11 protein-coding genes are annotated in these 13,991 nt (G+C 62.7%); 3 read left to right on the forward strand and 8 right to left on the reverse strand.

The genetic code is table 11. The features are described from left to right. The coding region (locus tag GORHZ_RS16140) for a hypothetical protein (protein ID WP_006334667.1) at nt 1-896 on the forward strand (896 nt) is incomplete at its 5' end. Here the strand turns inward: GORHZ_RS16140 and GORHZ_RS16145 are convergent. The 3 genes from GORHZ_RS16145 to GORHZ_RS16155 all read right to left on the reverse strand — a co-directional run bounded on the left by GORHZ_RS16145 (nt 845) and on the right by GORHZ_RS16155 (nt 4,371). Next, the gene (locus GORHZ_RS16145) at nt 845-1,768 is read right to left on the reverse strand and encodes a glycosyltransferase family 2 protein (RefSeq protein ID WP_006334668.1); all 924 of its coding nucleotides are present in this window, start codon (nt 1,766-1,768) and stop codon (nt 845-847) included. The genes GORHZ_RS16140 and GORHZ_RS16145 overlap by 52 nt on opposite strands. Beyond that, the gene (locus GORHZ_RS16150; protein ID WP_006334669.1) at nt 1,761-2,927 is read right to left on the reverse strand and encodes a glycosyltransferase; all 1,167 of its coding nucleotides are present in this window, start codon (nt 2,925-2,927) and stop codon (nt 1,761-1,763) included. The genes GORHZ_RS16145 and GORHZ_RS16150 overlap by 8 nt, the downstream gene beginning before the upstream one ends. Nucleotides 2,928-3,297: 370 nt before the next feature. Then, on the reverse strand, nt 3,298-4,371 hold the full coding sequence (locus GORHZ_RS16155) for a right-handed parallel beta-helix repeat-containing protein (protein WP_245551441.1): 1,074 nt from the start codon (nt 4,369-4,371) through the stop codon (nt 3,298-3,300). A 346-nt stretch (nt 4,372-4,717) separates the two neighbouring features. Between GORHZ_RS16155 and GORHZ_RS16160 the strand changes: the two genes are divergently transcribed. Continuing rightward, complete coding sequence (locus GORHZ_RS16160; protein ID WP_006334673.1) at nt 4,718-6,325, forward strand: hypothetical protein; 1,608 nt, start codon at nt 4,718-4,720, stop codon at nt 6,323-6,325. A 130-nt stretch (nt 6,326-6,455) separates the two neighbouring features. Here GORHZ_RS16160 and GORHZ_RS16165 read toward each other — a convergent pair whose 3' ends face one another. The 5 genes from GORHZ_RS16165 to GORHZ_RS16185 form a co-directional block, all read right to left on the reverse strand. Continuing rightward, nucleotides 6,456-7,487: a glycosyltransferase family 4 protein gene (locus tag GORHZ_RS16165; protein WP_245551442.1), complete on the reverse strand. Its 1,032-nt coding sequence runs from the start codon at nt 7,485-7,487 to the stop codon at nt 6,456-6,458. A gap of 23 nt (nt 7,488-7,510) precedes the next feature. Next, the gene (locus GORHZ_RS29540) at nt 7,511-8,644 is read right to left on the reverse strand and encodes a right-handed parallel beta-helix repeat-containing protein (protein ID WP_157205209.1); all 1,134 of its coding nucleotides are present in this window, start codon (nt 8,642-8,644) and stop codon (nt 7,511-7,513) included. Beyond that, nucleotides 8,641-9,978: an oligosaccharide repeat unit polymerase gene (locus tag GORHZ_RS16175; protein WP_083877322.1), complete on the reverse strand. Its 1,338-nt coding sequence runs from the start codon at nt 9,976-9,978 to the stop codon at nt 8,641-8,643. The genes GORHZ_RS29540 and GORHZ_RS16175 overlap by 4 nt, the downstream gene beginning before the upstream one ends. Beyond that, nucleotides 9,978-11,258 (reverse strand): MATE family efflux transporter, encoded by a 1,281-nt coding sequence (locus GORHZ_RS16180; protein WP_157205210.1) that lies wholly within the window; start codon nt 11,256-11,258, stop codon nt 9,978-9,980. Before GORHZ_RS16180 ends, GORHZ_RS16175 begins: the two co-directional genes overlap by 1 nt. Before the next feature lie 291 nt (nt 11,259-11,549). After that, nucleotides 11,550-12,614 (reverse strand): LLM class F420-dependent oxidoreductase, encoded by a 1,065-nt coding sequence (locus GORHZ_RS16185; RefSeq protein ID WP_040532290.1) that lies wholly within the window; start codon nt 12,612-12,614, stop codon nt 11,550-11,552. A 164-nt stretch (nt 12,615-12,778) separates the two neighbouring features. On the opposite strand from GORHZ_RS16185, the gene menE reads away from it, so the two are divergent. Continuing rightward, the gene (menE, locus tag GORHZ_RS16190) at nt 12,779-13,942 is read left to right on the forward strand and encodes an o-succinylbenzoate--CoA ligase (RefSeq protein ID WP_217998335.1); all 1,164 of its coding nucleotides are present in this window, start codon (nt 12,779-12,781) and stop codon (nt 13,940-13,942) included. The last annotated feature ends 49 nt before the right edge of the window (nt 13,943-13,991 follow it).

A 13,991-nucleotide genomic window follows, 5' to 3' on the forward strand; every position in this document is an offset into this window, starting at 1 on the left:
CGGTCGACGCTGCAGTGACGGTGTACGGCGAGCACGTCGAGCGCCAGACGCTCGAACGCAGCGAGGCCGCGATCGCGGCGATCGACCGCGTCTTGAGTAAACCGCAAACGTCAGACAAAGCACAGCTTCGTGAGCAACGTCAGACCCTCGAGGTCCAGGCAACTGACCCCTCGGGCGTGCAGGTTGTGCAGGCATCGACAGTCAATTTGTCCTCCGGCGCCCCAAGCTGGGCGCTCGGGGCTGTGGCCGGCGGCCTCATCGGCGGCATCATCTTCCTGAGCGCTGGACTCGCGTGGCGCAGGAGAGCCGGAATTGTCTCAGCCCCATCGGCTCTCGATCCACTATTGGCCGACGGTTCGGTTTCGCAGATACTGTTACCCGTTGTGAAACCGGACCAGGCAGCGGGCCACGAACAGCGGACCATCCAGACCGCCCGCACCTTGTACGCACAACTCGCAGCGCCCCGAACAGGCCTCATCCTGGTCGTCGGCGCGTCCGAGAACTCTGGCAGTCAGGCGATCGCCGATCTGATCGCCTCCGCCGCCGCTGAGCACGGAACCATCCAGCGGGATCAGTTGAGGTCCACTGAGGTGGCGGACGCACCCCAGGACAACGCAGTGATCCGAGTTGTCGATGGTGATACGTTGAGCACATCACCTGGTCTTCCCGACGCAGCGGCATTAGCCGATCACATTGTCGTGGTCGCGCGAATCGGTGTCGACGACATCGGATCGGTCAAGGCCGCAGCCGGGCTCGCACGCGGCATTCGGCCCGTGGTGGTCTGTATCAAGAGACCTATCTCACGGCCCAATTTGGAAACCGCCAACCTCGGCAGCCTCGACGCTCACCTCGAACGCTCACCCGAGAAGCCTCGTCCGACCGAACCAGCCCGGTAGGTACAATCAGTACGCGATACGTCTCTCCCGAAATACCCGATGAACTCGCCTCGGAGATACGCGATGTCCGCGCGCGCGTGGACCCGGTTTCCACGACCGAGTCGCACCGCGCTTCCCACGAGCTTGCGAGCGGCCTGATAGCACAGAAGAGTTCGCGAAAGATGATGGCGACGCCAGAGATGCCCGTTGCCCACGCCGTAGCGGAACATCTTCTCGACGAATGCATCACTGATATCGTCGCGGTCGTCGTCCTGGTACACGTGGATTTCGGGTGAGTATGCGATCCTGGCCCCACAGGCCAGCATTCGCAGGATGAGGTCCGACTCTTCCCCCGCTCCGCGCAAGCCTGACGAGCCCACACCGATGCCTTCATCGAACGGTGCCGGCGACGGCAGCGCCAACCGCCTCAGGAACAACGTACTGCAGATGCTGGTGCGCAAGAAGTTCGTTCGGGTCACGGTGGTCCGATGGGGCAACCACCGCAGCATCGATGGTGAGCCGTCTCGAGTCACCTGCTTCGCGCTGAGACCGGCGATACTCTGATCTGCGTCGAGAAGAGCCAGGGCCGCGCTCAAGGTGGTCGGTCCGTACCAACAGTTGTCGTCGGGGTAGGCAATCACTGGGGAGGTTGCGCCGATGGTCCCGACATTGCGCCCAGTCGATGCTCCGCGTCCGCTGGTGTAGATCTTCGTCGGCCCCGGCATCGCGGTCTCACGCAGGATCGCGGCGCACTCCTGGCCTTCACTCTGGTCCACCAAAATGAACTCGACCTGATCGGCGATATCCGATTCAAGCACCGATTCCAGTAGTCGGCGAAATTCGAGCGGACGGCCGATCGTGCTGCAGACCAGGGAGATTCGGGGATCAGCCATGGTTCAGAGCCTCGATATAACGGCTCAGGACGGCCCACATATTGTCGCGAAACACGGGTTCGGCGAAGCATCGGGCATGTGCTACAACACTCGGGACATCGAGGTCGAACTTGTCCATGCGCTCGACGCCGTCGATGATGGCGTCAACATTCTGATCGTCGAAGAACAGACCGGATAGACCGTCAACGACTGTCTCGAGCGCTCCACCGCGTCTGAGAGCCAGAACAGGACGGCCACTCGCCATCGCCTCGACCGGGACAATGCCGAAATCTTCCTCGCCAGGGAAGATCAGGCCCCGGCAGTGCGCATAGTGGTATCGGAGACTCTCGAAGCTCTGCGTCCCGAGTACGGTGACAGTCGGCCCAGCCAGTCTCTTGATCTCGCCCAACATCTCGCCACCACCGATCACCACGAGAGGACGCCGCATACGGTTGAAAGCTTCGACTGCCAGGTCTGGGCGTTTGTAGCGCACGAGCTCACCCACCATCAGGTAATGCTCGCCCACTTCGGAGCCGGTAACCGGCGCGAAGTCGTCGACACTCACCGGGGGATGCACGACCTGCGCTTCGCGCCGATAGTATCGGGAGATCCGCTGGCGCACATTGTCCGAGTTCGCGATAAAGTCATCGACCCTCATCGCCGAGACTGCGTCCCAGTTGCGCACGTAATGGCTGAAGGGACCCATCACAGCCCGCTTGACGGGCCCCGCTTGTTCCCGATAGTCCTGGTACATGTTCCAGACGTAGCGCATCGGCGAATGGCAGTAGCACACATGACGTGCCGTACCCGGCGGGATTATGCCCTTTGACGGACCGGATTCGCTGCTGATGATGAGGTCGTACGCTCGGAGGTCGAGCTGCTCCAGCGCATATGGCATGAGCGGTAGGTACGACTTGTAGCGAGTGCGCGGGCTCGGCAGTTTGGAGATGCCAGTTGTCGTCACCTTGTGCCGTCGAATGACGTCCGATACCGCGTTCGGGTTGTAGACGTGCGTGAAGATGTCGGCACTCGGGAACATCCGGCAAAGCGATTCGAGAACCTTCTCGCCGCCGCGCATCGTGACCAGCCAGTAGTGAATCAGGGCGACCCTTGGTTCAGTCGACCGCGGGCCGGTCTGATCGAGTTCCGCCAGGTTCCTTGTCGGATGTGATTCACCCATCGCGGAGCCCGTCCACGACTCGAGATGCGGATATCGCCGAGAGGAAACGTTCTGCGTTGCTCACCCGGTCGCGTCGAAGCGAGTCCGCGAGCCCTGGCCGGTCTTCGTTGGCTTCAAGCAAGGTCCCCGCCCAGCGCTACCTCCGGTAGATGGAGTTGCTCGAACACGATCCGGGCAAGAGACACCTGCCAGACATCTACGGCGCGGGCGGGTACCCGTTCTGGCGGTGTCGCGCCGCGAGAAACGTGAAGCACGAGGTCGACTGTACGGGAGGTGGCGATCCTACTGGCCATTTCGCCTGCGTACCGCTGCATGACCGAGCGAGGTTGCCCCAACCATCTCCAACTCCTGTCGGGCTTGGGCCTGTCGATCAACGGACGTCTATCGCGCGGCCATCAATCGTCCAGCCGGACGTCGTGTACGAGCTTCGCGGGACATTGGTGTAAAGCGGTGATCCAGACGAACCGGTGATCCTGATGTTCCGTAGTGCCACCCCACCGACCGAGCCGCCGCCGCTGGCCAGGATGCCGACATCGCGACGTGCGGAACTAGGTGTGGCGGCGATCGTGACGCCTGAGACCCGCACACCCCAGGTGTGGAGACCGGGTCCGCCGGAGAAGATGAGCATTGCGCCCTGAACGATGCCCGGATTCGTGTTGGCCCCGACAACGCGTCCGTTCGAAACCGTCACCGAGTCGACCGATGTGGTGGAGTACGGAGCTCCCTCGTTTGCAATGTAGATCCCTGCCGAGTTGGTACTGGCCACGTGGAAGTCACGGATGGACACCGAGCGCCCACCGACCACACTGATCCCGCGTCCCCAACGGGTCCCGTTGACGTCCACCCTGCTGATTCTGATGTCACTGGATTGTCTACGATCGGCGAGATATGACACGACCGCAACAGCGTCGTCGCCGGTCCGGTCGGTCTTGACTCCGCTGATCACGCCACGAGCACTTCCGTTGGTTACGTGGATACCGTCGGCGCGCGTCTGACTGATGGTGACGTCGCGGATACCGAAGTCCCGCGCACCGTCGACAAAGATCCCCGCCGCGGCGGAGCCGACAATCTTCACGTTCTGCACCGAGTCTCCCGCTCCTGCGAGAACCAGCTTGTGCTGATCAATCCCAGACCAACGATCGCCTTGAGTACCTGCAGACAGCGTGACATCACGGATCTGAACACCATTGGCCTGAATCTGAACGGCCGAACTCGCGTCGTTGGTAGCGACCAGCGTCGCACCGTCCCCGTCAACACGCACATTGGGCACACGGATCCTCAACACACCCGAATGGTGGTAGACCTTCGGCTCGAGTGTGAGCACGCCCCCTGGCTTCAAGGCGTCGAATTGCGCCTGCAGAGAAGCGGTGGTGTCCTCTGCCGGGGCACCGGTCGCCGGCCGATTACACGCGATTCCGCCCATCACCAGGACGAGCGTTGCCACAGCCACAGTGGCCAACCGAGCTTGACCCCGGACTGTGCGCGCCACCCGCGTCGGTCTCATGTCGGTACCCCAGCCCGTCGTCGAGGGGCCTTCGCCCCGAACCGCGAACCTCATCCTCGCACGGAATCCTCCCAACCACGACCGGACTGGTTCAACCCGTGCGGCCGCCAATCGGCCCGCACAGCGAGAAGTCCTCCCGCACGACCTCGGCGACCCGCAATTTCTGTGGCACGGGCCGTCTGCGTCACGGAGCTCTGAACTGCAGGGCGGCGCCCGGAATGTGTGGCCCGCGCTGCTCGTCCCGCTTCGAATACCGTGGATGACCTGTATCTGGCACGATTCGTGCATGAAGCTCTCCAAAGCTTGGATCGGTACCACGATCTTCTGGATGATCGCAATGATCCCCGTAATTGTGGTACTGATTCCGAACAATCTGGTTCTCCAGGACGGCGGTCTTCACATTGACAGTTCAACCGCTTTGCGAGGCCTCATCAATGGCTGGTTTCCAAATCTGCTCGAATGGCAGTCCTTGTCCCCGAACACGACCGTCGAGGCATTACTCGCATTACTGACGTCTTATCTTTCTGCAGATGTGTCATTGCGCTTGGTTGCAGTCCTTGGTCTGTTCGGCTTCGCCTGGGGCGTGGTCGCCCTCATGCGAGCCATCGGACGGCCGGTTGTCGTGGGCGTCGTCTTGCTCCCTTTCCAGATGAGCTCCATCTTCATGCTGGGTTTCGTCGGCTTCGTATGGGCCACAGACGTGATGCTTTTCGCGATTGCTGTTGTTCTGGCCAACCCGACACGACCTCCACGTTTGCTTCTCGCGACTCTGTTGACCATTACATGGCTCACCCACCTTGGCCCCGCAGGAATAGGGATGGCCTCGATTCTGAGTATAATGGTTGTCGCGCGCATTTCTGATGGCTCATCGATCCTACAATCGCTGAAGTACTCGTTCCGGTACCTCATTGCCCCCTTTGCCATTCCGGTCGCTTTGACGCTCTATTGGCTTTTCAGTACCAGGGGCCAGGAATCTGCGTCAACGAGCTTCGGCCCTTTGTGGACCATGAGGATTCTGCTGAGTGCGGCTGGTGCAATCGTGTACTACTCCAGTATCGAGGTCGTCGTCAGTCTTTTGGTGGCGATGGCACTGGTCGCGGCGGCAGTGATGGTGATTCGGCGAAGAGCCCACCGCCCCGTCGCTATTTCGAAATACGACGGCTTGCTGGTGAGCGCTGCGGTATGGGCACTGATAGCGATCGTCGCACCATCAAAGACAACGTTGGGCTCGGGCTTCACCAATGAGCGCCTCACACTGTTCGCATGGGTGTTCGCAGGGCTGTGGCTGTGTGCGGAGTCCCCTCAGCTGACTGGTGTCGGGCACAAGGTCTGGATTTCCAGCCTCACCATTACAGCGGCGATGGCCGCAATCCTGCCGATTTCTCGGATACCGCCGATGCTCACGGTGTCCGATCAGCTGACCGAAATCAACACCCTTGCAGCATGCCTACCGGAGCGTTCACGATTTCTCCAGCTCAACCTGTCGGTGGGAGAGGATCTGTCAGCACGGGGCATGCAGCCGATGGCGGAACAGACAGGGACCCTGTCGCGCGACCGGGAGTCTCTCCAGATGGGTAATGAGGCTGGCTGGTACCCCTTCTACTTGTGGGGCTTCAAGGAGGGACTCGTACGCGCCAACGAGTTCGTTCCGGCCGGCTCGTCGATAGATGCGGTGCCACCGACATTTGATATCAGTCGCGCACTCGACGCGGGGCTTCCGTTGGACGCGATCGTGCTCTACGGCCGCAGTCGCGCGACAGCTGAGACACTGTCGAGTCCCGAAACTCGCGCCACACTCGCGGAACTGTCCAGCAGATTCAACCTCGTACGCGTTAGTCCGAGCGGCGCCGCCGAGTTGTGGATGCGCAAGGGACTGGCACCTTCGTGCAGGTGAGATATCAGGTCTTTGACACCGCCTGTACCGTCTGACCCGGCAGACAGTGGCATCGGCGCATTCACAGACCGGCGTCAATGAGGGTTCGCGGGAGGGAACCGATTTGGTCGTCGAGTTCCGCACTCATGACTCAACCGTCGCGCAGATTGGTGACGATACGGGACGCCGATGTCTGCCACGAGAATCTCCCTGCATTGACCGTGCCGCGGCGCCGAAGCGATTCGACGAGCCCGGGCTTTGTCTCGATCGCCTCGAGTTCGGCCAGGAGTGACTCAGGGTCGTCGGGATCGAAAAACAGCGCGCCGTCGCCGCAGACCTCGGGAAGCGAGGCTGCTCTGGAGCAAACAACTGGACATCCGAGAACCTGGGCTTCGAGAGGGGGCAGCCCGAAACCTTCGTACTTGGAAGGAAAGATCAAGGCCTGCGCGTTCCGATAAAGCCATACGAGTTCGGCGTCGCTCAAGCGCCCCGGCACGATGGCGTGGCGTTCGAGCGACGAGGTCTGGCTGTAGACTCGCCCACCGGCGGCGACTCCGACGACGACCACATCGCGTCCAGACTCTGCTACCGACTGGATCGGTGCCCCGAGATTCTTATGACGTGCCTGCGTCCCGACCACAAGGTAATAGCGATCGGGGAGGCTCAGGTCCGGCGGGCTGGGAGATACGTTCACCAAGGCGTCCGCGGCACATTCGGCAACGAGGAAACGGTCGCGGCGAAGGCGCAGGACATCCGCAAGATCGCGGGCGCTGAAGTTCGACACCGTGATCAGTTGCTGCGCGGTGCGACCGAGGACGAAGTACAAGACGAAGTAGAACCATACATACGTCCGGCGGTAAGTCTGTGGATACCGGAATGGGGTGGCGTCGTGCATTGTGACGTACTGACGGCGCTTCACGAGTGGCGCAGGCCCCGCAAAGTTCAGAAGCGTACGGCCAATGGTCACCACCGGAAGATAGAGCTGCTCAAACACGAAGCCATGGACAGGCGCGTACCTGATCTTCATCCCGGAGGCAGCAGCCCACTCAGGTGGTTGGGCCCCTTTGGGCACGTGCAATACCAGGTCTAGGCCACCGGTCTCCGCGATCTTTCGGACCATCTCGGTCGCATATCGTTGTGTTCCGGAAAGATTCTGCTCGAGCCACTTGCCGTTGATGTGCACCTGCCCCGGCCTCACACGGCCGGTCAACGAACTTCGATCCCAAGGCCGTTGCGGCTCCATCCAGACGCAACATAGGCCCCGGTGCCCGCTGTCGAATACAGCGGAGCCGCCACCGAGCCCGTGATATCAAAGTCCCTTAATGACACACCCTCGACACGGCCACCCGCGCTGGTGACGATTGCGACGTCGCGCTGGGCGGTTGCTGGTGTGTAGGCGATCCTCAAGTTGGACATGTGCACATTCTGCACAACGGCCATGGCGTTTCCGGAGTAGACGAGTACAGCCCCCTGGACAACGGCAGGATTGGTGTTGGCGCGGCTGATACTGCCATTGGCCACGCTCACGTCGTCCACCGACGCTGTGAAGTAGGGGGCTCCCTCGCTGGCGATGTAGACCCCCGCCGAGTCCGTCCTCGACACGGCAAAGTCACTGATCGACACACCCCGGCCGCCGACCACGCTGATTCCGCGCCCCCATCGAGTGCCTTCCACCGTCACACCGCTGATCCGGATGTCGCTGCAAACGTGACCGTCGGCGAGGTAGGAGACTACGGCGACCGCGTCGTCGCCGGTCAACTCGGTACGCACGCCTTGCACCACACCCCGCGCGGCGCCGTTCGTAATGTGGATTCCATCGGCACGCGTGTGGCTGACAGAGACATCACGGATGCTGAAATCCTGCGCGCCGTCGACGAAGATCCCGGCCGCGGCGGAACCAATGATCGTTACATTCTGCACCGAGTCGCCGGTGCCGGACATAACGAGCTTGTGTTGCTCCCGCGCTGACCACCGCTTGCCCTGTGTTGGCGCTGTCAGGATGATGTTCGTGAGGCGGACTCCGGCAGCCTCGAGTTGAACCGACGATGACGCGTCATTTGTGGCATGCAGGGTCGCACCGTTGCCATCGATGTGCACGTCGGGCACCCGCACCTTGAGAACGCCAGAATGGTAATAGTCCTGCGGCGTCAGCCGGAGAACGCCACCGGGCTTCAACCCGTCGAGTTGGGCCTGCAACGAATGCGTACTGTCCTCGGCCGCCGTCCCTATACCCGAGCGAATGTAACCACTGATTCCGATATAGGTCGCGGCGAGAGCGGCGACCAGTGCCGTCAACCGAAGCCGGACAGTGCGCGAGGTCAGCGACACTGTTGGCCTCATGTCGCCACCTCAGACCGTCGACGCGACAACAGAAAGATGATCACCCCTAGGGCGATCCACGGGTAGACCACCCGCCCGTAGGACCAGTACATGTACCGCGGCATCTCGAGCAATCCAATGAAGGCCACCGGATAAAGCATCAGCCCGAAGGGCCTCGCGCTGCGGAATCCGCGGTAAAGGAGTCCGACGACAAGCCCTGCGAGCAGGAAATAGATGATGCCCCCGATGTGACCGTAATCCAGGAATGCCGCAGAATAGCCACTCTCACTGTTGAACTCCGGGTTACCGAACTGTAGGAGGACCATATCGCTGGTTGGCACAGGATGCCCGCCCAACCGCTCATAGAGGTTCAGGTTCTGAACTCCTGGCGCCAACCAGAAACCTGTCAACGTGCCGAAGGGAAGCCGGTTTGGCCAATCCATGTGGGTCAGATTGAGGTGACCGTTGTTCATCGAAGTGGCGTAGTAGCCTGCCAGCCGGGTAACGACGAAGTGGGGGAACGACGTCGACCCATGCGCGCGATACCAACTCCACGACCGGAAGTACTCGAAAACCCCGAAGAGTACAACGAGCATGGATAGGAACACGACAGGGATCAGCTGGGCGATGCGGCGGCGGATGCCGGGCTCGCTCGCGAGCTTGGCAGCGATGACCACGACGATAGGAACCACCAGCTCCAGCATCGCTAGACGTTCACTGTTGACGAAGGCACGGACGACGCCGAGTGCCACGACGGTCAGCAGCTTGAGCAGCTCGACCCTGGAGAAGCGGTTTGCCAGCAGGACACTGGCGGCTACCACGGCGGCAATACCGAACTCGGTGAAGGTGGTAACGCCGGGAATCGTTCCGATCTGGGATCGAACATCCTCGGAACCAGAGAACAGCCGCTGGGGTGAAATACCCTCGCGCACGATGACTATGACGAAACCGACGTAGCCAAGCATCGTCAACGAGGTCAGCACCGTACTCGCCCGACGCAAGATCGAGGTTGATCGGTCATCGAGGGCCGGCCACGGACGCGCGAGTCTCCGCGGGGTTCCTGCGGACGACGAAACCAGTGCGCCGAACGCCAACGCCAACGCCCCGCAGGCGAAGAGCAGCAGGGTGTCGGAGGTGACCGATTTCGGAGTTCGCCAGAGTGCCCGGAACTCGACGTCGGTGACGAAGAAAGTGGGCGTGATCGCGATCGCCGCGACAAACAACGTGACAACCACGGGCGAGAGCCAAGCCGCACGTGGTTCGGAAGCATCGCTCGATGAAGAGCTGCCGCTCCGTCGAGTCGATCCAGGGGGCCTGCGGTCCGGCACGCCGGTCAACCTCGTGTCTTCGGTCATTAGCTCGATTCCGCCGCGTCTGTCCGCTCTACGAAGGTATCGGCGAGCAGTTCTTTGGTAGCCCGCACTGGGCGCCAATCAGCGTGCGGCGCGACCCCCAAACACAGTTTGGCGTTTACGTACTGGCTGGCGTACATCACCACAATACTGATCGCTGTGATGAGCGACAGGACGAAAGGTCCCCCCCACCAAACTGCGGCCACGACGGCGGGCACCGAGACGCCGAGCACCGCCAGCGCGACGCGCGCTGCCTGGGTAATCTGTCCTGTGACGATCAACAATGCGGAACTGACCTGGAAGCAGGACTGAACTGCTCCAGCGATCGCAATCACAAGAAGCATCGTCGCAGTCGGCCGCATATCGGCTCCATAGGCGAAGGTGATCGCCATGGGCCCGAGTATGGCTATGAATACAACAAGCGCGACAGCCACTGTGGTCCCGAGCGTCGCAGCATTCGACAGCAGTCGCACGACTTCGGCTTTCGCGCCGCTCGCCCACAGTCGCGCCGCGGGCGGCACCACAGCCAGCAACGTCAGATTGTTCAACAGCACGACCTGCATGCCCAGAGTCACCGCGAGTGCATATTGCGTAGCCAGAAGTGGCGACAGAATTGCGGTGGCAAGCCAGATCGTGCCCTGGAGAATCATGAATTCGGACACATCCACACCGAACAGCCGGATCCCGTGCCCGAGTGCCTCACGTACCATCGCCACCCCCTCCCCCATCGGAGGCATGGCGATCTCGGATCGCGCATAGGCGAGGGCTATCACGAACTGGATCCCGGCGACGGCAAGATAGGCCACGAGGACACCGACCAGGGACTCGCTGCGGGCGACATAAATGATCCCTGCAATCACCATCAGAGCCAAGATCGACCGGACGTAGTGCATCGTCGCCACCGATGCCAACACACGGCCGTTGGCAGCAAAGATGTCGCTCAACATGAGCCTGACCGACTCGACCGCGATCAGCGCACTGGCCAGTAGATACACGGGCAGAAATCCGCCATCCCCGATAAGCGCACTACACCCGACCAGTGCGATAACCGGAGCGGTGATCAGCGATAGCATCGCGGTGGCCAAAAGGTGCGTGCCCGCGATCGTCCGGCGCCTCTGCGCAACAGGTTCTGCAGGGATCAGCCTGATGACATTTGCGCCGAGCCCTAGCCGCCCTATGAGCGGACCAATCGACAGCGCGGCCAGAATGGCGAAGAAGACCGCGGCGTCCTGGTAATCGAGGCCGCGCACAATGACCACGGTCAGCAGAAAGGACGCGACCATTCCGCCCCCCGCGGCGAAAACGCGCCACATGAGGCTATGCCGAAACTCTCCGCTCACACTTCGCGCGTCACCCAAGGCGGTACCGTTCTTTCTCCGGCTCGAACGCACCGGTCGGCACATCCTGACAAGATTCCATCAGCCTTCGAATCGCGCATGCAACAACAACCGCCACCATCCCCCTGACACGGGACTTGGAGCTACCAAACGCTCTGCATCTGGTGGTGCTCGAGGGTCGCGGAGAAGATACTGAGGGCAGTCGCTTTCAGCTGCGAGACCCGCTCAACGAGCCGTTCACGCCCCGACAATCCCCCGCAACTGCTCCATATCCTCCACCCGCTCCTTGTGCGTGGCCGCCACCGGCGCGGCCAGCAGCACCCCGACCCCCGCCTTCTCGAACGCCTCCACCCTCTCGGCGACGTGTGACTTTGAGCCGATCAGCGACATCGCGTCCACCAGGTCGTCGGGCACCGCGGCCGCCGCCTCGGCCTTCTTCCCGTCGAGGTAGAGGTCCTGGATCAGCTTGGCCTCGTCGGCGTAGCCGTAGCGGACCGCGAGCGAGTTGTAGAAGTTCTTCCCGCGCGCCCCCATGCCGCCGATGTACAAGGCGGCGTGATCACGCACCCCCTGCATCGCCTTCTCGATCTCCTGAGGGTCTTCGGAGATGAGCGCGGATGCCATCACCACGATCTTCAGCGGCGGCAACGACGGATCGCGTTTGGCCTTGCCGGCGGCCAGCGCATCACCGAACGCCACGCCGACGTATTCGGGATGGAACAGGAACGGCTGGAACTCCTCGAAAAGTTCGGCCGCCAGTTCCGTATTCTTCGGGCCGATCGCCGCCAGCAGCATCGGGATGCGGTCGCGGACCGGATGGTTGATGATCTTCAGCGCCTTACCCAGCCCGGTGCCGCCGTCCTCCTTGGTCAGCGGCATCGTGTAGTGCTTGCCGCGGTAGTCGGTCTTCTCGCGGCGCCAGATCATCCGGCAGATCTCCACATGCTCGCGGGCCCGGCCGAGCGGGTAGTCGTACTTGACCCCGTGGAATCCCTCGATGACCTGCGGACCCGACGCCCCGATGCCCAGCACGCAGCGACCCCCACTGATGTAGTCCAGGCCGGCCGCGGTCATCGCCAGATTCGACGGCGTACGCGAATACATCGGCAGGATCGCCGTCTGCAGCTCCATCTTCTCGGTCTTGGCCGCGATGTACCCGAGCTGGCTGACCGCGTCGAAGCTGTAGGCCTCTGGCACCGAGACCCGCTCCACTCCGACGGACTCGAAATCGGCGAGATTGTTGATGGTCTCGAGGAAGTCCCCCGCGTAATTGATCGGCATGCCCAGGGTCATCGATGTCATGAGCGGATTGTTCCACAGGTGACGGGTATCCCATACCGTACAGAACGAGCGTTCGGTCACACCCCGGATCAGCCGCTCTGACCTGGACGCCCGAGGCTACGCGCACCACATACAATCCCTTCCACGACCTGGTCGTCCGGACATCAGAGATGGGGTGACGCGTCCTGAAGACCTTAGACGCGCTTTTACTCCCCGCCGGCCCCGAGCTCCTCGATCGCCGCGCCGAGCTGGCCAAGATCCTCGACGGCACCAACGCCTACGTCCCCGTCCCCGACGACCCGCAGGCCGCGGAGCTCCTGATCGGCGCCCTCGGCGTCGGCGACCCCATCGACGACGACATCTCCCTGGTGATCTCGACCTCGGGCACCACCGGTATCCCCAAGGGTGCCCAGCACACGCCGACGACCCTCAGCGCCTCCGCCCAGGCCACCTCACTGCACCTCGGCGGCCCGGGCAACTGGCTACTCGCCCTCGCCCCGCACCACATCGCGGGGCTCCAAGTCCTGCTGCGCGCGTTGGCCGCCGGCTTCACTCCCGCCGTGCTCGATGTCCGCGACGGCTTCGACCCGGATGCCTTCGCCGACGCCCTCGACGCCCTCGACGGTCCGCGCCGCTACACCTCCCTGGTGCCCACCCAGCTGATCAAGGTCCTCGACTCCCCGCGCGCCACCGCCGCGCTGGCCGGGGCCGACGCGCTGCTCGTCGGCGGTGCCGCCACCCCGGTCCCCTTGCTGCACAAGGCCATCGACGCCAGCGTCCCGATCATCCGCACCTACGGCATGAGCGAGACCGCCGGCGGTTGCGTCTACGACGGCATCCCGCTCGACGGCGTGGTCATCGACATCGAAGACGCCAATCCCGACGGTGTCGGACGCGTGCGTCTCGGCGGCCCGATGGTCGCCTACGGCTACCGCAACCTGCCCGACCACCCCGCGTTCGCGGACCCAGGCTGGTTCCGCACCGACGACCTCGGCCGCGTCGACAAGCACGGCGTGCTGTCCATCATCGGCCGCGCCGACGAGGCCATCAGCAGCGGCGGACTCACCATCGTTCCGCAGGTGGTGGAGGCCGTGATCATCGACGACCCGGCGGTCGCCGAATGCGCCGTCGTGGGGCTCCCCGATGACCGGCTGGGTGAGAAGGTCGTGGCCTTCGTCGTCCCTTCGGGCACAAGGAGAGTCGACGCCGAACGCATCAAAGCTGGGGTGATTGAGCGCCTCGACCGCTACGCGGCGCCGAGAGAGGTCATCGAGATCGACCAGCTGCCCACGCGAGGACCCGGCAAGGTGGATCGTCGGGCACTGCGCAACCGCTTCGGCCCCGCCTGATCGGGCCGCGGCCGCCATTACCCGGGACGGACATGCGCCGTCGTCGTGT

This window comes from Gordonia rhizosphera NBRC 16068 (assembly GCF_000298195.1).
GTDB lineage: Bacteria > Actinomycetota > Actinomycetes > Mycobacteriales > Mycobacteriaceae > Gordonia > Gordonia rhizosphera.